General features: G+C 42.0%; 17 protein-coding genes. 4 read left to right on the forward strand and 13 right to left on the reverse strand.

The window, feature by feature from the left end; translation table 11 throughout:
- Window positions 1–145: 145 nt before the first annotated feature.
- The 3 genes from J7E63_RS12125 to J7E63_RS12135 all read right to left on the reverse strand — a co-directional run bounded on the left by J7E63_RS12125 (window position 146) and on the right by J7E63_RS12135 (window position 4,182).
- Entirely contained in the window at window positions 146–1,831 is a 1,686-nt protein-coding gene (locus J7E63_RS12125) for a hypothetical protein (RefSeq protein ID WP_215012457.1), read from the reverse strand.
- A 186-nt stretch (window positions 1,832–2,017) separates the two neighbouring features.
- The gene (locus J7E63_RS12130; RefSeq protein WP_215012459.1) at window positions 2,018–3,154 is read right to left on the reverse strand and encodes a 3D domain-containing protein; all 1,137 of its coding nucleotides are present in this window, start codon (window positions 3,152–3,154) and stop codon (window positions 2,018–2,020) included.
- A 611-nt stretch (window positions 3,155–3,765) separates the two neighbouring features.
- The gene (locus J7E63_RS12135) at window positions 3,766–4,182 is read right to left on the reverse strand and encodes a hypothetical protein (protein WP_215012461.1); all 417 of its coding nucleotides are present in this window, start codon (window positions 4,180–4,182) and stop codon (window positions 3,766–3,768) included.
- Between the two features lie 220 nt (window positions 4,183–4,402).
- Between J7E63_RS12135 and J7E63_RS12140 the strand changes: the two genes are divergently transcribed.
- A complete protein-coding gene (locus tag J7E63_RS12140) occupies window positions 4,403–4,816 on the forward strand; it encodes a helix-turn-helix domain-containing protein (protein WP_215012463.1) in 414 nt (137 codons plus the stop codon).
- 303 nt (window positions 4,817–5,119) lie between these two features.
- On the opposite strand, the gene J7E63_RS12145 is transcribed toward J7E63_RS12140, so the two are convergent.
- Together J7E63_RS12145 and ssb are read right to left on the reverse strand one after the other, a co-directional pair.
- Complete coding sequence (locus J7E63_RS12145; protein ID WP_215012466.1) at window positions 5,120–5,347, reverse strand: hypothetical protein; 228 nt, start codon at window positions 5,345–5,347, stop codon at window positions 5,120–5,122.
- Window positions 5,337–5,708 (reverse strand): single-stranded DNA-binding protein, encoded by a 372-nt coding sequence (gene ssb / locus J7E63_RS12150; protein WP_215012467.1) that lies wholly within the window; start codon window positions 5,706–5,708, stop codon window positions 5,337–5,339. The genes J7E63_RS12145 and ssb overlap by 11 nt, the downstream gene beginning before the upstream one ends.
- A 246-nt stretch (window positions 5,709–5,954) precedes the next feature.
- On the opposite strand from ssb, the gene J7E63_RS12155 reads away from it, so the two are divergent.
- A complete protein-coding gene (locus tag J7E63_RS12155; protein WP_168241238.1) occupies window positions 5,955–6,392 on the forward strand; it encodes a YwpF family protein in 438 nt (145 codons plus the stop codon).
- Window positions 6,393–6,431: 39 nt separating this feature from the next.
- On the opposite strand, the gene J7E63_RS12160 is transcribed toward J7E63_RS12155, so the two are convergent.
- The 5 genes from J7E63_RS12160 to spoIIID form a co-directional block, all read right to left on the reverse strand.
- A complete protein-coding gene (locus J7E63_RS12160; RefSeq protein ID WP_215012469.1) occupies window positions 6,432–6,818 on the reverse strand; it encodes a hypothetical protein in 387 nt (128 codons plus the stop codon).
- A gap of 194 nt (window positions 6,819–7,012) precedes the next feature.
- Window positions 7,013–7,447 (reverse strand): 3-hydroxyacyl-ACP dehydratase FabZ, encoded by a 435-nt coding sequence (gene fabZ, locus J7E63_RS12165; protein WP_040207086.1) that lies wholly within the window; start codon window positions 7,445–7,447, stop codon window positions 7,013–7,015.
- Between the two features lie 92 nt (window positions 7,448–7,539).
- Window positions 7,540–8,205 (reverse strand): DNA-directed RNA polymerase subunit beta, encoded by a 666-nt coding sequence (locus tag J7E63_RS12170; protein WP_215012471.1) that lies wholly within the window; start codon window positions 8,203–8,205, stop codon window positions 7,540–7,542.
- A 459-nt stretch (window positions 8,206–8,664) separates the two neighbouring features.
- Window positions 8,665–9,666 (reverse strand): rod shape-determining protein, encoded by a 1,002-nt coding sequence (mreB, locus tag J7E63_RS12175; protein ID WP_088090147.1) that lies wholly within the window; start codon window positions 9,664–9,666, stop codon window positions 8,665–8,667.
- A 195-nt stretch (window positions 9,667–9,861) separates the two neighbouring features.
- Window positions 9,862–10,134, reverse strand: a complete 273-nt coding sequence (spoIIID, locus tag J7E63_RS12180; protein WP_026568271.1) for a sporulation transcriptional regulator SpoIIID — start codon at window positions 10,132–10,134, stop codon at window positions 9,862–9,864.
- Window positions 10,135–10,865: 731 nt separating this feature from the next.
- Between spoIIID and J7E63_RS12185 the strand changes: the two genes are divergently transcribed.
- The gene (locus J7E63_RS12185; protein ID WP_215012473.1) at window positions 10,866–11,186 is read left to right on the forward strand and encodes an MGMT family protein; all 321 of its coding nucleotides are present in this window, start codon (window positions 10,866–10,868) and stop codon (window positions 11,184–11,186) included.
- Window positions 11,187–11,847: 661 nt separating this feature from the next.
- Here J7E63_RS12185 and J7E63_RS12190 read toward each other — a convergent pair.
- Window positions 11,848–13,830 carry a penicillin-binding transpeptidase domain-containing protein gene (locus J7E63_RS12190; protein ID WP_215012475.1) on the reverse strand — a complete coding sequence of 661 codons (1,983 nt, stop codon included), beginning with the start codon at window positions 13,828–13,830 and terminating at the stop codon, window positions 11,848–11,850.
- A 198-nt stretch (window positions 13,831–14,028) separates the two neighbouring features.
- A complete protein-coding gene (spoIIQ, locus tag J7E63_RS12195) occupies window positions 14,029–14,868 on the reverse strand; it encodes a stage II sporulation protein SpoIIQ (RefSeq protein ID WP_215012476.1) in 840 nt (279 codons plus the stop codon).
- Window positions 14,869–15,027: 159 nt separating this feature from the next.
- On the opposite strand from spoIIQ, the gene J7E63_RS12200 reads away from it, so the two are divergent.
- A complete protein-coding gene (locus J7E63_RS12200; RefSeq protein ID WP_215012478.1) occupies window positions 15,028–15,444 on the forward strand; it encodes a VanZ family protein in 417 nt (138 codons plus the stop codon).
- 21 nt (window positions 15,445–15,465) lie between these two features.
- Here the strand turns inward: J7E63_RS12200 and J7E63_RS12205 are convergent, their stop codons facing one another.
- Window positions 15,466–16,425: a nuclease-related domain-containing protein gene (locus tag J7E63_RS12205; RefSeq protein ID WP_215012480.1), complete on the reverse strand. Its 960-nt coding sequence runs from the start codon at window positions 16,423–16,425 to the stop codon at window positions 15,466–15,468.
- Window positions 16,426–16,592 lie beyond the last annotated feature (167 nt).

Here is a 16,592-nt window from a genome sequence, read left to right on the forward strand (position 1 = left end):
GCACCGTTTGTGATCTACGTCCGCTGCCAATGGTGTTTTGGGTGTCAGGCACTATGAAAAGGCACGACGAAAAAAGTGGTTCCGGCGATTGTTGCCCGGAACCATTTTGCTTTTCTTATGCTTATGGCCTCTTGTGGGACGCTTTTTATGATTGTATAAATGGCCGGTCTTTTAGATGGTCGGTCTGCTCCATCATGTGAACGTAAAACAGGTCGTAACGGACCCAGCGGAGCGGGAATTTAAACGCAAGTTCGTTTTTCTTGTCATAGACGAGAACGTGTTTTTTGTTGTATTCTACCTTTTTGATTTCGTGCATTCCAATCGCATGCTGTTTAGAACCGTCCTTCATCACTAGCTGCTGGCCGACGACCTGGATGGCTCTTTTCTTATTTTTTGTCAGTTCATATAGACAAAGCGCGCCGCCGATCACGGTTAGTGCAATTAAGAAAGGAATCGAGTCTTCTGAAAATCCTCCGACCGCCTCTCTAATCCAGTTAACCACCGCGAGGCTGAGGAAGAACCAGGCGCCTTTGCTGAGCCGTGGCGAACTTTCAAAATAGACACTGATTTCATGTTCTTGCTTTTCCTCTTCTCTTTTTTTGAAAAAAGCGGCTTTGTGTCCTTCGATGCTGGCTGAATCCCATTCGACAAAATCAGTATAACTGCCATCCCATATTTCGGCCGTATCGTCGCCATCCTCGAGCGCATAGCCGCCTGCCCAGCCCGCATATCGGGTCCCGATATGCATGAAACTCAGTAAGTAATAGCGAATCGGCTGCCCATAGGTGTTTTCTGTATCGATTTTATCGATGATCTGAATGTCTTCAGGAAAGCGGATGACTCCTTCTTCTTCCTCTGGCAGGTTGATAATTGTCGAAAAAAGCCTAGATTTCGCCAAATTGGGCTGCTTTCCTTCATGGATTGGATACAGATGTTCCAGATTTCTTTCCTTCAATTCCCAATAAACCATTTCTGCACTTTCGATCTGATTTGAAACCTCTACTAGTGTGTTTTGATTATATGGAAGGTTTTTGGCGATGGATATGATTAGCGCATCTGTTTTAATAAACGGATCACGGAAAGACATCGCCTGCTCCAGCTCGGCGCCCATGTCTGTTGAATAATAATATTCCATTAAGCTAATTAATAATCGCATTCTCGAACGAAGGACAAAATAGCTATCCTTCCATGCAGTGTACACATATTTGCTTGTAAAATCGGCATCAAATTTCAAGTAAGCTTGTTTCTCTGCCTGATAATCTTCGAACAAGGTCGGGAGGATTACCTCCTTTTTATAGCCTTGTTCTAAGCCGGAAGAGTTTAGCGATAATAACAAATCATACAGCATGAATTTATAGTGTTTGGTATTAAGATGCTCGAGTGTTTTATCAAGGATTCCTTTGATCAGCATCGGATAATTTTCAAGTTCTTTAACGGGAATAAAGAAATCCTCTGTCTGGATTAACCCGATTATTTTTTCCTCAAGCACGTAAAAAATCTCTTCATCTTCTGTTGCTAGCAACATTACAATCGCCAGCTCTTTTGCCTGTAAATCGAAACCGTCGAAATGCTTTAGGAGTCCCTCAACCACTTCAGGCATGGGAAAATCACAGACAAAGTCAATGAGATAAAAGGACGGGTTGTCCCAATTTTCCACACGGTCTGGAAAGTTGAATGCAGCCGTCTTGATCATATCCTTTAATACATCGATCTGAACCTCGAATCCTTCTTGAAATTTATATTGAGCAAGCTGTTGTAGTGCCTCAAGTCTTTTTTGCGGACTTTCGCTTTTTACCTGTTTTAAAATCGAACGCAGCTTTAATTCAATCATCGATCCCCATCCCTATCTCAATCTTCTAATTTGTGACACTATTATTTTATTTCATAACCAGCACATCAGCAATGAGGACATGGGTCATAAGATGCTCAAAAAAGGAAAACGAACCAAAATTGTGTCGAAAAAAGACCTAACAGTGGATTGTTAGGTCTTTTTGGATGGCTGAAGTGATTGCAGGGATTAGTCTAGGACGACAACTTTCACGGTTCTTCTGCCCCATTGTATTGCTTTTGCTCTATTTGGCACTAATACGTCGATTTTATGGCCCTTAATCGCGCCGCCTGTGTCACCTGAGATGGCAACGCCATAACCTTCAACCCAGACTTTTTTTCCAAGTGGAATGACTCTTGGGTCGACGGCAATCAATTTCATATTCGGATTTTTACGAATGTTGTAGCCGAGTGCAGTAATGGAACCGGACTCTTCCGGGCTGTATGCTGTTGCGGTAACATACATCTCCTTACCACTTGTTGTTGCTACTGCTGTTGTTGTGATGTTTTCTGATGATGATGGCGCTGCTTTTGTTGTTTTTGCAGTTGTACGTGCTTTGGCCTCATCTTGTTCTTTTTTGATTTTCGCTTGAATATCCTTCATTTGTGACTCAACGCCGGCTTTTTCCTGTTCGGCAAGCGCCATTTGTTTAACGATTTGACTGAATTTTTGTTGCATAACGGTTAAGGATTGTTGTCGTTTTTGCATGTTTTGATCAAGTAGAGCTTGTTGATTCGCAAGTTCCTCTTGGTCTTTTAATAAAATTTGTTCTTGTCTATCAATCTCTTTTTTATCATTTTCAATCTTTTGAAGATCTTCCTTCTGGGCTCCTAAGATATCTTTATCCGCATCCATCAGGGCCGAAACGGCGCTCGCGCGTTGGATAAATTCTGAGATACTATCAGACTCGAAGAATAGGTTGATCATTACATTGACGTTATCATTTTGTTGAAGTGCGACGGCCCGCTGCTTCATAATCCCTTTACGTGCAAGGATTTTATCCTCTAGGACGACGATTTCTTGTTTCTTTTGTTCAATGAGTTGGTTTGTTGCGTCTATTTTTTGCTGCGTTATTGCCATTGTTTCTTTGTTCTTTGTAATATCGCTGTAAAGAGAGTTCAATTCTTGTTGAATTTTTTCTATCTCTTGATTAACAGTCTGCTTTTCTTGGGCTTTTTGCTCTACTATTCTTTGTTTCTGCTCCAGCTGTTGCTTGGCATTATGTAGGGCTTCACTACTTGTTTGTGCATATGTAACCATAGACCCCGTTACTGATAGGATGAATGTAAGTAACACGAGAATGATACGCTTTTTTGTCGTTTGCATACGCTTTCTCCTTTCCTTAGTACTCTATTTATACCAGATGAATGTACCAGTAATGTTACAGAAATATTAAAAGTACATCACTTTTTGTCATATTACACGTAAAAGTGTCAATTCTGTGTCATAACAGTGTCCTCTTTTTGCGGCGGAATGTCAGTTGTGGGTGGGGTTTCTTGGCGGTGGAATTTTTTTGGTGTCAGGCACCGGAGTAGTCATTTACCTGTGCCAGGCTGGACGCCTGGCTTTTTAGTGGGTTTGAGGTTGGTTTGAGGAAGTGGACAGTAAATGGAGGATAGTTGACAGTAATTGAATAGAAGTGGACAGTAAAATCAAAAAGTGGATAGTAAAATGAATAAAGTGGACAGTAAACTATGAAAAGTGGACAGTAAATAACGGATTTAATTAAATGGTGCATCCCGAAATGCCCAAAAGGGTGAGAATTCAAAGCAAATGGAGCTGGATTATCATACAAGTAGAGAAAATAAGCGTTTTGGCCTTCTGGCGTGGCGAGTCGTTGCTCTTTGTGCCTGAAATAAAAAAAGGGCTCCGAAAAATCCTTCGGAACCTTTTTTTTCGTTAATGGTGAGATAATTTCTTCGAAAAAATCCCCCTATCTATCGTTCTTCCCCCTTTAACTCCCTGCTCTCCGCGCGGATGGATGCTTTTCGCGCTCCTTTAAGTCTTCTTTTACTATTCGGGAATACGGCTAAAAAGGAAACTTTGTTATCTTCTTTTATAGCAAAATGATTGAGGAGCTCGAACACTTCTTTTTCTGTTAGATCGATATCTGCTTTAACAATTTGCAGCGAATGACGGTGACGGTGGTAGCTGATTTGAATATTGGAATTATTGATTTGGATGGAAATGATTGCTTTTTTATAAAACGGGATGGATTGGTATGGAATATCTCCTGTTGTGTGGGGCGACTGGGTAGAGAGTTGTAATGCATCGAAAAAACTGGGTTTACTTTTGATTTCAACTTTTTGGTTGTTGTTTTGCTCACCAATAAATATGATTAAGTTTCTTTCCACAAATATAAATACCTCCCAATATTACAATTATTTACACCAACTATCATTATTCGACGATAATTTCCAATTTCCTTTAATGTGATTTTCCGCCAAGCCTTATTTTGTCGACACCGTGCATTTTTTTCACAAAAATGATTGTGCATAATTCACACATTCAAACTTAATGTTCTGTTTTCCCGTTAAGTTAAAACCATGAATTGTTTTAATGGCGGTGAATTAAATGTCTTTATCGGAAAAATTAAGGAAATTGCGCGACAACCGAAACTGGTCCCAGCAAACGCTTGCCGACATTATGAGGATGGATCGGTCCACAGTAAGTCGCTACGAAACGGGTAGAAGTATTCCCAACTATCAGACGGTGGTTCGATTTGCGGAAATTTATCAGGTCGATAAGGAATATTTGGTGGAGGAGCTCGATCAGCTGCTGCCTAAAACGGAGGGGTCTGGATTCATCGCGAAGGAAACCAGCGACGATCACGATCTGCTCATTATTAACCAGTTTCTTCAGAAAGAACCTGATTTTAAAATGGCCTTATTAGAGCTTTATCTCATGCCGCCCAAACGGAAAGCTTTTTATATTGATTCATTTATCAGCCAGATTAAGGTGAGTAAGCATCATAAGGATAAGTTTTAAGAAAAAGGTTTTCCTGTTTAAGCAGTCTACAATCGTATAAACATCAAAGAAGCCGCTGACGAGTTCAGCGGCTTCTTTTTTAAAAAAACAGGGGGGTTTTTTTCATAGTTTATCCCGATTGTCTATTTTTATACCTGTAGACAACAAAAAAATTCCGGCAATTACCTGCCGGAAAAATGGAGATGAAACACGGAGCAGTATTTGATTTTCTATATAAATAGTCGGTTGCGGGGATTTTTTTTAAAAATATTCGCCTCGCAGCTTGAACATGATGCAAACAAGGCGTATTTTTTTGAATATCACTTAAAAACGAAAAGGAATGTTTTGTGAAGAATCGTGTGGATGTGAGGAGTAAATTCTGATGAGGTTGTCTCTTTCCTTGATTTCATGTTGTTGTTCCTTAATGGCCCATTCTAATTGGCAGACGCGCTTTTGGAGGCTGTCGACGTTTTTGTTGGCATTTCCCACCATCCTAATTAGGCTTTCCAGTAATTGCTCGAGGCTACTGGCCATTTCATTGTTAGACCCCAATCGTCACTTCCTCCTTTTTTGGCTCAGGCGCTACTTCATGCGGCTTCGAGCTTAGGAAGCGGACTGTTTCGGCGATCACCTCGGTCACATACACCCTTTTCCCCTCTTTGTTATCGTAGTTCCGGGTTTGCAATCTCCCGGTGATCCCAACGACTGAACCTTTACGGCAATACTTGCATGTATTTTCTGCCGCTTTCCGCCAAAGTGTGCATTGAACGAAATCTGCTTCAATTTCGCCATTTTGATTGCGATAGTGACGAGTCACTGCTAAAGTGATATGAGACACTTGTGTCCCTTCTGATGTCTCTTTTAATTCCGGGTCCCGCGTCAACCTGCCAACCAATGTGACTTGATTGATCATTTTTTCATCTCCTTTTTGTTTGATGGTCTTAGCATAGCCCGTTGGACTGATGGTTGTAAAACAAGGAAAAGGAAGTTATCGAGGTTGATTATTGCAGGATAATCGGTTTTTCTCGGGGGTTTTTGTCAAAAAGGAAGGGCCTTTTTTACAGAAAAACTGATCTTTTAAATTTCGACAAATATTATTCGACATTTGCTTTAAGCGAACCTATGTTATAATTTAGGAAAAAGAAATCAGGAGGTTGTGATGAAATCTTTTAAATTGTACTCATTAGATGTGGTCGAAAATGATGCTTCAGTTGAAGTTCCGTTGGTGGATGGCTTGATTCTTAATAAGGAAGACGAGCGCTCGACATGGCTGCTTGAGGCGTATACAGATTTGTCCCTCTATGATTATTTCAAAAAAATTTCCGAGCAAGACCGCGACCTTATTGTCGAAGCAGTCATCACCAAGAAGGATAATGCGCCTGCCTATTTTCAAACAAAAATTTGTTCATTGACTAAATTCGAAAAGCATATCAGTGTCTTGTTCGAAGGCAGCATTCGCCGCAACAAAAGTGATTACTCCGAACTACTGCTTGAAAGTCTCCTCCAAAAAGGGCTTGAGGGTCCCGCGCTGCTTACCGAATTTAGGGATAAAATAAAAAGCAAACCGAAACTAAAAGTAAAAAACGAAATAAAATAGAAGCAAAGGGACAGGCAGATGCCAGTCCCTTTTTGTTACCTACTCATCTTTATTGTCTCTGTCATTCACGTCAATATCATCTTCGATTATTTCTTCCTTTTTGGTGTTGCTATCCTTAATTGGATCTTTGTCGGTATCGGTATTTTTGTCCTCTGCCGGTGAATAGTGGTTGTCGTTGTCGTTTAAGTCAAGATTGTCATTTAAGTTATTGTTGTCATTTAAGCGATTGATGTCGTTTAAGCGATTGTTGTCGTTTAAGCGATTGTTGTTAAGATTGTCATTATTATTTAGGTTGTTATCTGCTGGATTATTCACTGCCGGTGGTGGTGGATTTTGGTCATCATTATCGTTATCATTATTACAGCCTGTTAACACGCCAGCAGATAAAACCGAACCTGCGAGCAAAAGAAATAACTTTTTCTTCAAATTCATGTACCCCTTCCAAACATAATTTGACCTATCTTTTATTGGTCTGTTTTTAGGGTTCCCGACGTCTTTCAAATGATAGCAAGCATTTTTTTACAAAATGTTTTCAAGGTAATTGCTGCTTCTATGTTTTTGCACGCCTACATAATCGCATACGAAAAAGCGACCAGAGTCCTCCGGCCGCTTTCATTTGGTTATTCTTTTTTCTCGCCTAAGGCAAATGTGATTTCCGCTTCGCAGGCAACTTCGCCATCAACAGTCGCAACGGCTTTCCCTTTGCCGATTGGTCCGCGCAAGCGTACAATTTCCACTTCCAGACGAAGCTGGTCGCCTGGCTTGACTTGTTTTTTAAAACGACAGCCATCAATTCCTGCAAAAAAGGCTAAGCGGCCGCGGTTTTCTTCTTTTTTCAACATAGCGACAGCCCCAACCTGTGCCAGTGCTTCCACGATTAACACACCAGGCATCACTGGATAATCTGGAAAATGGCCGTTGAAAAATTCTTCATTGGCGCTGACGTTTTTAATTCCGACGGCGCTTTTTCCTTCTTCCACTTCTAAAATTCGATCAACCAGCAAAAATGGGTAGCGATGTGGGATGATTTCTTTGATTTGTTCGATATCGAGCATTATTTAGTACCTCCTACTAGTAACAAGTGTCTATTTCCTATTCTACTACTTAACGTATACAAAAAGGAAGGGATTTACGTCCCTTCCTCCATTTATTTTCCTTTTTGAACTAAATCAATAATATGTTTCCATGTGGATTCTTGGAAAACTTCAGCCACTTTTCCGCCGCCAAGCATGCCGTAACCGACAACAGTGCCTGCCGTCACACAGAAGATGGCCATTACTACTAAAAGAACGAGCCGCAGCCAAATCGGAATGAGCCGTATTCTGATCCGTTGGTACGAAACAGGTGCTGTCTCTGCATTCTTACCCGCGCTGTTCGTGTTGTTTGACTCCTTAGACCTTTGAGCCTCACGAGTTGGGCTGGTTTTCGTTTCTTTGACCCCTGACGTCTCGCTTTTCTGACGCGGCTGTTTGGTTTTTGCCTGTTGTCCCGCATCCTGAGTTTTTCTTGCGACATTCAAGGCTGGTTTTTTTAAACCCTTTAGTCTCCCTACTACGTTCTTGGCTAGTATCTCTACAATCTTTGTTGGCGCTTGTTTCTCTACGACCTTCGTTTGTTGTGCTTCGTCCTTGGCCTGTTTCTCTGCGTCCTTTAATTGTCGCACTGCATCCTTGTCCTGTTTCTCCGCGTCCTTCCACGCTTCGTCCTTGGCCTGTTTCTCCGCGTCCTTTTTCCGTTGCAGCTCTTCGGCTTTAGCGCGCTTGTAATCTTCTCTCGTACTATATTGTTCATGGTTTGAATTATTTACTGACATTCCTTAATTCCCCTTTAACTGAAGCCGTCCATTTGTTTTTATCTGGCATGGTTGTCCCCGGATTCAGTGAGTTAGTACATATTATAACCATTAATTGTGTTCAACTCATGTTGCTGAGTCATTCAATTTATAATTTTAAAAAAATAATTTTTCCAATTCATTACCTCTATTATAAAAAATAAATTGAAAATACTCATCAACTTTTTACAGGAAATAGTCAATAAACGTAGAAATAGCTCAATTTATGTCGTTTTCTTTGGTTATTAAGGTGTATTATTGCAAAATTATTCCTCTGAACCCAAATAAAAAAGCCCAATGATCGAGGCTTGTCCTGCCTGCTTCATTAGACTTTTTGTATCCAAGGTATGATGTCATACAACAGTAAACCTGATAGGGCCATAGTGATTAATTGTTTATCCAATTTCTACTCGCAGGCAAAGGACAATTTTTCAGGGAAAATCATCCAAACTTCCGATTTGGAATCTTGTCGATGTTATCTAGCATAATTCCTGTTCCAATTGCCACACAATCCATAGGATTTTCTGCGACAAGGACTGGAACCTTTAATTCATCCGCTAGCAGCATGTCGATGCCGTGCAGCAATGCTCCGCCGCCCGTTAAAATCACACCGCGGTCAATGATGTCAGCCGATAGTTCTGGAGGAGTGCGCTCAAGAACGCTTTTTGCAGCCTGAACGATCACGGCCACTGATTCACGCAGGGAGCCTTCGATTTCTTCCGAACGAACAGAGATGGTACGCGGCAGGCCGCTAACCATGTCACGGCCGCGGATTTCCATTTCTTCCGAGCGTGATCCTGGGAAAACTGTCCCGATGTTGATTTTAATATTTTCAGCTGTGCGCTCACCAATTAACAGTTTGTACTCGCGTTTGATGTAGTTGAGGATTTCCATGTCGAACTTGTCGCCGGCCATTTTGATAGAGGAGGAAGTCACGATATCGCCCATTGAAAGAACAGCCACATCCGTCGTTCCTCCACCGATGTCCACTACCATGTTTCCGCTCGGTTGAAAAATGTCCATTCCCGCACCAATTGCAGCTACCTTTGGTTCTTCTTCTAAGTAAATCTTTTTCCCGCCGCTTTTTTCAGCAGCTTCTTTGATTGCCTTTTGCTCAACGCTTGTAATATTCGTTGGGCAGCAAATCAGAATGCGCGGCTTCGATAGAAAGCCTTTTACGTTTAACTTATTAATAAAATGCTTTAACATTGCTTCTGTCACATCAAAGTCAGCGATCACGCCATCTTTTAATGGGCGGATCGCTACAATGTTCCCAGGTGTCCGACCAACCATGCGGCGGGCTTCTTCACCAACTGCAAGTACGCGATTTGTATTTTTGTCAATCGCCACTACGGACGGCTCATTTAATACGATTCCACGGCCCTTGACGTGAATTAACACGTTAGCCGTTCCTAGATCAATCCCAATATCTCTTGCAAACATTCTCTTTTCTTTCCTCCTTAAAACGGTATCCACATACTTTTCCTAATTGTATATTGTACCATACTCATTAAAATTTCCATACTTTTAGAAAAGAAAAGATGGTATATTTTGCAGAAGGATGTCGAGTTAAGGAATTCTAGAGAATGCCCTTGAAATATTTTGTTTTCTCAGCTTGAATGATTCGGAAATTGAGGTCTATTTTACAGCTTCGCCTTCCTTTTCTTCTTTTTGATATTTCATTTTCGTTGCCTCTCCCCCCCGGAGATGACGGATCGATTTATGATAATCTAGAATACCTTTAACCTCATTTGCCAGCTCTGGATTAATCTCAGGAAGTCTCTCAGTTAGATCCTTATGGACTGTACTTTTGGATACGCCAAACTCCTTCGCAATCACGCGAACCGTTTTCCTCGTCTCCACGATATACTTTCCAATCTTGATAGTTCTCTCTTTGATGTAATCGTGCACACTCTCGCCCTCCCTAAATTGGATGTGAGTAGTGTGAAATGAGACCCGCTTATCACTTCGACGAATTCTGCTTCCGTTCTGGTATCTGTTTTGGTGTCATCAATTTTGGTGTCATGGTGGTGTCATTTTCGGTGCCAATTTGGTGTCACCATTTTGGTGTTACCATTTGGTGTTACCATTTTGGTGTCAGGCACCATTAAAAGACATTTGTCCACCAGAGAAGAACACTTCCGTTGATGAGTGTCAGGCACCAGACGGCAGAAAGTAATTTACCTTCTGACTATACGATGAATAATCATGTCCCCGACTGAATATCCGCTAATTTCAAACGACTCTTCACCTCAAACACTCTCTTTGTAAAGGTTTGTAATCATTTTATTAGCTTGGATACGGGATTATGCTATAAATACTCAATCTGGACAAGATGTTATTCCAAAGTTTTTTGAAAATTGGACTTCTTACTTATTTTCGACATTCATGGAGAATCGTCCAAAATCGCATGATATAAGGGTTTTTGGCTGGAAATATCACGCTCTCAGCATTTATTTCCCGAGAAATTTGTCGAGAGAAAATTATTCAAATATGGCGATAATTATTGGAATGAGGAGAGAATTTAGGTTTCGAAAGCCCGTACTTGATATGATTTGGGGCAATTTTTTACAAAAAGGATTGTTCAATTTATTATATTTTTGATACCTTTTTGATATGTACTTTTCGAAAGGACGATCACGATGACACCTTTTACGGAAAATGTAGTGGAAATTATTCGCAGTATCCCTGAAGGCAAGGTTGCGACTTATGGTCAGATCGCTGGGCTCGCTGGAAGCCCCCGTGCTGCCCGCCAAGTTGTCCGCGCCCTCCATTCCATGAGCAAGAAGCACCGCCTCCCCTGGCACCGCGTCATCAACGCTAAGGGGCAAATCGCCCTCCTAGATGACGAGTCCTACAATGAGCAAAGGCTGTCGTTAGAGGCAGAAGGCGTGGAGATCGGTCTAAACGGGGTCATTGATTTGAAGCGGTATCAGTGGAAGCCTTCCCTCCCTCTGGAGTAACCTAACGAAACGCTGATTTGTTGTTAACGGCATTGACCACTAGGATGTTAGGGGCAATTCTCGTCACCTGCAGTGTCTTTGGTAAGCTCGTTCCCCCTGTATCCTTTGCTGTCACGCTTAAGGTTTATTTATGTGGTTCGCTGAAATTCCCAGGTGAGTCTCTCTGAAAATCGGAGCATGGTCGGGGAGTTGGACAGTAAAACGTGGAAAGTGGACAGTAAACTCTAAATCCCGACAGTAAATTGTTCAAAGTGGACAGTAGGGGAGTTTTTTTTCAAAAAATGTAATTAAATAGGATCTAGGCCAAGGAATATGGCTAAAAAAAGTGCTCCATCTAAATAAAGGATATTGGGTAAGAAGAATTCTTGGTATTTTTTGTGGTTTTGATGGGGTACGACAGTAATAGTGGGAAAGTGGACAGTAAATCCTCAAACCCCGACAGTAAATTCCCCATTGTGGACAGTAAAACCCAAACCCAGACAGTATAGATCCCCAAGTGGACAGTAAATAGGTATTCCCGCAACACCCCCTACTAAAAATGACCTCAAAACAAAGAAAAACACCTAGCCGCCTAGGTGTTATCCCAAATCTATTTAAACGTCCACATGGTGGTGCCTGACACCAGATCCCGGTGCCTGACACCAACCAATCCATCGTCCATTTACCGCACCAACTCAAATACCTTCTTCACTTTCTTCACCGGCACCTGCGAACCACCCCGGCCCTGGACGTTCTCGACCATCATCGCCACCATCAAACTCGGCGACTCTGTGTTGTAACCAATAAACCAACCATTTTCCGTGCCCGTTTCGCCCTGTTTCTGTTTTATCTCCGCCGTCCCCGTTTTACCAGCCAACGGATACCCCAGTATTTCGGCAGCATGGGCCGTTCCGCCAGTGTCTCCAACGACCTTTCGTAAATCCGACGCAATCACACCGGCGTGTTCAGGCGAAACCACCGCCTCTTTCAGCACCTGACCCTGCTGTTCATCCGCCACAAGAATCGGCCTCACCATATTGCCATTATTCACAAACGGCGTATACGTCGACAGCAAATGAACGATACTCATTTGAATCTGCCCTTGGCCATAACCGGAATCCGCCAGCGCGATTTCCCGATCCAACGCACCAATCGTAGATTTTTCGAGCGGGAACGGGAACGCCAAATCTTCCTCAAAGCCAAATTTCTTCAGCCCATCCGCAAACACATCTTTCCCCGTTTTCAATGCTGCCTGAGCAAAATAAATATTATCGGAGAACACCAATGCTTTTTCAAGATTAATCGGGCTGCCGCCATGGACCCGCGTCACAAAATAGCCGCCCCACGATTTATCCTTTTGCCATTTCGACCCTAGAATCGGCACCGCCAGCTCCGGCGTGATCGCCCCGCTCGACAACGCCACCCCCGCCGTAATCGGCTTCATCACCGAACCCGGCGCATAGGCCTGTTTAAACCGCGTGGAAAGCGGCTGTTGCTTATTATCCTGCAGCGCCTTCCACTCAGCCGCCGAGAAGCCAAGCATCGCTTGATTCGGATCAAACGAAGGCGTGCTGACAAGCGCCAGCGTTTCACCCGTCACAGGGTTAATGGCCGCACCCGTGCCGGCTTCCTTGCCAAGTTCATCAAAAATAGCAGCCTGAACATCCGCATCGATCGTCAACTTGACATTTTTTCCATCTTCGACCGGTTTTTCAGCAAGCACCTCGGCGTCACCATTCTTCTTTTTAATCGTAATCTTCACACCGGGCTTCCCTTTTAACTGCTCGTCATAGACTTGCTCGAGCCCTCTTTTTCCAATCATATCACTGCTCGTGTACCCTTTATCCTTCAACTTTTCCAACTCATCCGCCGTAATCGCACCAACATAACCAATCAGATGTGCCGCAGCCTGATTATACGGATAAATCCGTGCATCCACCTTCCTCGTTTGCACTGGCTCGAGCGCAATCAACTGGGCAATCCGCTCCTCATCCTGCATCGACACCCGCTTCAACGGCACAAACAGCTCCGGCTTTACCCAACTCGCCGTAATCGCCTTCTTGATTTGATCAGGACTCATTTTTAACAGCGAAGCTAACGGCTCCAACACTTGGTCCGTCACCTTCCCCGCAACCACACCAACCTCATACACCTGACCATTCACCGCCAGGCCGATGTCATTGCGATCAAGAATCTCCCCTCTTTGCGGCGCATCCGTACTAATCCCGATCTTATCGCCTTCCTGCAATTTTGGAAAAATGAACTCAGTATTCCAGTCTACATACCAATTCTTCTTGTTGTCTCTTTCTTCTTTTTGCAACTTAGCTTTCTGGGTGAATTGAATAGCTCCAGCGATACTATTCATTTTCGCGTCAAAAGAATATTGGGCTTGCTCTTTGTCTGCCTGCTTATCCTCTTTCGGTTCTTTGAAGTCAATCTTGAGGTCAGTAATCTGAAGGTCTTTGTAGATTTTATGATAGCGGTTCGTGAATTCATCTTTAGTGATTTTTTTCTTGGCATCCGTTGAAAGATAATCATACATCTGATCAAACTTCTGCTCATTCCACAAAGCTATGTACTTAGAAAATCGATCCTGTGGCGTCGGTTCTTTACTACAGCCAGCGACTAGTAGAATCAGAAGCATGGCTGCTATTATTTTTCTCAATGTAATCCCTCCCTTAATATGAATGGTGTCAGGCACCACAAAAAGACACTTCTAGTAATTTGTCCGCGGTGAGCGGACACTAACTGGGTGTCAGGCACCAATATTATTAATTATACCGTGAATATACATAAAATGGGTAATTGTGAAAATAAGTACAAAAAAAAGAGGAAAGAATTCCCCTTCCCCTTTGTAACGATATTATGAATTTGTATTTTTTGTAGAAGTAGATGATTCTTCGTCCACATTTGTTTCTTGGTCGGAAGAGTTTGCTGGGTCTTCAATCTTTTGTTGTTCTTCCTTCATTTGTGGAGTCTCTACTGATTCGCTTGCCTTGTCATTTGAAAGTTCTGCTTCCTCTAACGTGCTTAACGATTTGTTAAAATAGTTAGTGGGATTTACAGCAATTCCATCTTTACGAATTTCAAAATGTACATGTGTTCCAGCTTTTTCATTGAACAAGCTTTGTCCAGCCGTGGCAAGAACTTGTCCCTGCTTTACTTCTTCGCCAACCTTGATCTTTATGTCTTTTACGGATTGATATTGTGTTACAATACCTTTGTCGTGTTCCACTTCAATGACATTCCCAAGGACTGCATCTTCATCAACTCGTGTGACCGTACCGCTTAATGCTGCAACGACATTAAAGGACTCATCATCTTTCATGGTAACGTCGATCCCAGTGTTTGGCTGGTAGGTATTGTTATAAAATACCAATGCCGCTTCCTGGTCTTCTGTTTTTCCATTGAAATCATAGAATTTCGTTTTAACGACTGCTGCGTCTGCATTTTCCACTGGCATTTTGAAGTTTTCAAGTGTTTTGCTAACTTCAATCGCTGGTTCTTGGTTCTTTTTACCGGCAATATCAGTGGATTTGTAATCGTATTTGTCTGTCGCACTGTTGCTCGATTGATACCATAGTACTGCGGTCAGAATGAGTGCTGCACTTGCAATATAGATGGCTGGAAATACCCAACGCTTTTTGAAAAAGCGTTTTACGCTGGAACTTTGAGAAGATCGTTTGTTTTCTTCCTCTCTCATTTTCATCACCTCAGCAATCATTCTGAACAGATAAGTAGAATTATATACACGAGCGAAAAAAATTTTTTTGAATTTATTTTTTAACAGTGTTTATGTTTTTATGCATGAAGGGTGAAAATTTATTTTTAGAGTGTTTTTACGATATAGGAGGAAATTTTCATGAAAATCATAAAATGGGTGTGGCGGGTGCTCCCGTTTGCCTATATGGCGGCTATTTGGATTATGTCGAGTCTGCCAGCGGATCATTTTGTAAAGCTGCCCGATTCCCAAATCGACCACTTTATAAAGGAATCGTTGCATTTAATAGAGTTCGCGATTTTGTATGTTTTGCTCGTGCTAGCGATGTTAACTCGCCGCCACGCCTTCACACCGGCGTTGAATATAGCCTGTGCAGTCTTCGCAGCCCTCTACGGCATCAGCGACGAAATCCACCAATCATTCTATTCCTATCGCTCTTCCTCGCTCTTTGACCTTGTAAAAGACTTCACAGGGATCTTGGTTAGCTTTTACTTTATCAGAGGGGCATTGTTTAAAGGGAAGTTTACACGGCTTAGGAAGGTGCTGGGGCGTGTGTAGCGACTGCAACTTTTGCGGTGATCATTTTTGATTGTTTGGTGGTTGATGGTAGACCCGGTTTCTATATGTTCCTGTAAAAGGTAATTTCATTGAGGTTAAGAATTTACTTGCGATACTAGTCGAACCAATTTGAAGGAGCTTCCGCAGCTCCGCATTCGTGATTGAAGGCTTTACCAGCAGAAAATAATCGTTGATTGTTGGTATATGGACGATTTTGGATTTCAGTTTACATTTTGGACAGCACCATGTTCCATAGTGTAAGTTCATAGGTAAATAGCTACAGATGGGACATTTTACGCCAGGGAGAAGTTCTGATGGAGATAGGTTGAATTGTTTAAGAATATCTGGATTTTCGGGAGTGTGTTTTGTGAGGAGAAGCCGTTTTATTCTTTTCATCTCTTTACTATCTAATTTCGCCTCCTTATTAAAATTTGCTATTTGATCTATTTTGTCTATTAAATCCTCACTATTGCAAATATGCCGAGTGATCTGTTCGTTTCCCGAGGATGATGTGATTGTGGTTTTTTCATTACTGTTTACAACAAGATAATGGATTGGTATTTCTGTACAATTATGTTCTTTTAGCCATCCTTTCAGTTTCTTCGCCTGGAGCTTTGCTTGTAATACAGGGTTTTTGATTCTTTCCTCATTCCTGTTCTTTTTACAAGTAGTCTGGTTAAAGTCTTTTTCAAATTTCAACTCCCCGCTAATATTTTTCACTTCAAGAACTAAGGCAAATGCTGAACAAAGGATTAGGTAATCCATTTGAAAATAGTAACCTTGATATAATAGTCGTATACCGTGGAAAATGTAGTATTTTTCATCGGGAAGCATGCTTAGGTGAAAGACCAGGGACTTTTCCCCCCGATAGCCAGCCATCCTACTTTTATATTCCGCCACTACTTCAGGATAAATCGGATGGTTGTATGGCAGCCTCCCACCTTGAAGAAGAATTTCTAGTTTCTGGATTCTTAATGACATCGTGCACTCTTTACAAAACAAATGCATCATTCCTTTCCTTTTTTTTCTATACTTCTTTTCTTCCTCCGCAAATTCCTGCAAAAATCGACACTACTTCGAAAATTATTTCTTCCTCTTTCTGTGAAGAACTGGTTTACTGTCCACTTTGAAAAGTTTACTATCCGGTT

The organism is Bacillus sp. ISL-75 (assembly GCF_018613095.1).

Excerpts from the sequence above, each read along its gene's own strand:
- J7E63_RS12125 (WP_215012457.1), bottom strand. The coding sequence starts at position 1,831 with ATGATTGAATTAAAGCTGCGTTCGATTTTAAAACAGGTAAAAAGCGAA.
- J7E63_RS12130 (WP_215012459.1), bottom strand. The coding sequence starts at position 3,154 with ATGCAAACGACAAAAAAGCGTATCATTCTCGTGTTACTTACATTCATC.
- J7E63_RS12140 (WP_215012463.1), top strand. The coding sequence starts at position 4,403 with ATGTCTTTATCGGAAAAATTAAGGAAATTGCGCGACAACCGAAACTGG.
- ssb (WP_215012467.1), bottom strand. The coding sequence starts at position 5,708 with ATGATCAATCAAGTCACATTGGTTGGCAGGTTGACGCGGGACCCGGAA.
- J7E63_RS12155 (WP_168241238.1), top strand. The coding sequence starts at position 5,955 with ATGAAATCTTTTAAATTGTACTCATTAGATGTGGTCGAAAATGATGCT.
- fabZ (WP_040207086.1), bottom strand. The coding sequence starts at position 7,447 with ATGCTCGATATCGAACAAATCAAAGAAATCATCCCACATCGCTACCCA.
- J7E63_RS12170 (WP_215012471.1), bottom strand. The coding sequence starts at position 8,205 with ATGTCAGTAAATAATTCAAACCATGAACAATATAGTACGAGAGAAGAT.
- mreB (WP_088090147.1), bottom strand. The coding sequence starts at position 9,666 with ATGTTTGCAAGAGATATTGGGATTGATCTAGGAACGGCTAACGTGTTA.
- J7E63_RS12185 (WP_215012473.1), top strand. The coding sequence starts at position 10,866 with ATGACACCTTTTACGGAAAATGTAGTGGAAATTATTCGCAGTATCCCT.
- spoIIQ (WP_215012476.1), bottom strand. The coding sequence starts at position 14,868 with ATGAGAGAGGAAGAAAACAAACGATCTTCTCAAAGTTCCAGCGTAAAA.
- J7E63_RS12200 (WP_215012478.1), top strand. The coding sequence starts at position 15,028 with ATGAAAATCATAAAATGGGTGTGGCGGGTGCTCCCGTTTGCCTATATG.
- J7E63_RS12205 (WP_215012480.1), bottom strand. The coding sequence starts at position 16,425 with ATGTCATTAAGAATCCAGAAACTAGAAATTCTTCTTCAAGGTGGGAGG.